Genomic DNA, 1,355 nt, shown 5'->3' with positions numbered 1-1,355 from the left:
GCTTTGCATACGATCCTCATCTACACTCAAGTTATCTTATAGGGGTAACAGAGTTAGGACATCAACAATTCAATTGTAGAAAAAAAATTATTGATAGCTATCAAGGTCAAACTTTCATGCTTGAACCGGTAGTGTTCAAAAAACTGTGTCATTTCCTTAAACTGTTAAAAATAGGAATGATGCATTATGGCAACTACATTTGATTTTGAAACAGCCTTAAAACAACTCCAGTCAGGACAAGCACTGACTGGAGAAAATGGCATACTCACCCCTTTAATTAAACAACTGACCGAAGCTGCTCTTGAAGCAGAAATCGAGAATTACATTGAAGCGAATCCGAAACAAGGTAATCGCCGCAATGGCTATACTCGCAAGACAGTAAAATCTACATCAGGTTCATTTGAGCTTGAAACCCCTAGAGATCGAAATGGTGAATTTGAGCCACAGTTAGTTAAAAAGAACCAGACCAAATTATCAGAAGAAATTGACAATAAAATCATATCACTCTATGCACTTGGTATGAGCTATCGTGATATTCAAAAGCATGTTGCTGATATGTATGGATTGGAGATTTCAGATGGTGCTATCACCAATATTACAGATAAGCTCCTCCCTCAGTTACAAGCATGGAAACAACGCCCACTCGATACAATTTATCCCTTTGTTTGGTTAGATGCCATACATTACAAAGTGAAGGATAAAGGTGTTTATGTGAGCAAAGCGATCTATACCATTTTAGCTTTAAATGTTGAAGGTAAGAAGGAACTACTCGGCTTGTATTTATCGGAAAGCGAAGGGGCGAACCATTGGCTTAGTGTACTGAGTGTACTGACAGACCTACAAAATCGTGGTGTTCAGGATATTCTGATTGCCTGTGTAGATGGACTAAAAGGTTTCCCCGAAGCCATAGCAGCGATTTACCCTCAAACAGAAATACAACTGTGTATCGTTCATCAAATTCGTAATTCTTTACGCTATGTTGCCAGTAAAGATCAGAAGGCATTTATGGCTGATTTAAAGCCAATTTACCGTGCTGATACCAAAGGGGCGGCAGAAGTAGCACTGGATGAGCTAGAAGAAAAATGGGGCGAAAAATATGGTGTGGTCATTCAGTCATGGCGTACCAAATGGCATCTACTATCCGCCTATTTCAAATACCCTAAAGCGATTAGGAAGCCGATTTACACCACCAATGCCGTTGAAGCCGTACATCGTCAATTCCGCAAACGGCACTGTTGCAAAGTTAGCGATGAGGCAGCCTTTTGTCTTATTCAAAGGCCTTACATTTCAAAAACTCTGCTTACCAGGCGCATTTCGCCCAGGGGATCACCATAATAAAATGCTGAGGCCTGGCC

3 pseudogenes are annotated in these 1,355 nt (G+C 40.5%); 2 read left to right on the top strand and 1 reads right to left on the bottom strand.

The window, feature by feature from the left end:
• A pseudogene (locus FTT98_RS17790) lies at positions 1-128 on the top strand (AraC family ligand binding domain-containing protein); the annotation flags it as partial.
• A gap of 58 nt (positions 129-186) precedes the next feature.
• Positions 187-1,227, top strand: a pseudogene (locus FTT98_RS17785) (IS256 family transposase); the annotation flags it as partial.
• Positions 1,228-1,280: 53 nt separating this feature from the next.
• Here the strand turns inward: FTT98_RS17785 and FTT98_RS17780 are convergent.
• Positions 1,281-1,355: pseudogene (locus FTT98_RS17780) on the bottom strand (IS6 family transposase); the annotation flags it as partial.

Source organism: Acinetobacter sp. YH12039 (assembly GCF_013420015.1).
Taxonomy (GTDB): Bacteria; Pseudomonadota; Gammaproteobacteria; order Pseudomonadales; family Moraxellaceae; genus Acinetobacter; species Acinetobacter amyesii.
The sequence above is the reverse complement of the archived record's forward strand: the minus strand, read 5'-3'. Positions and strand labels throughout refer to the sequence as shown.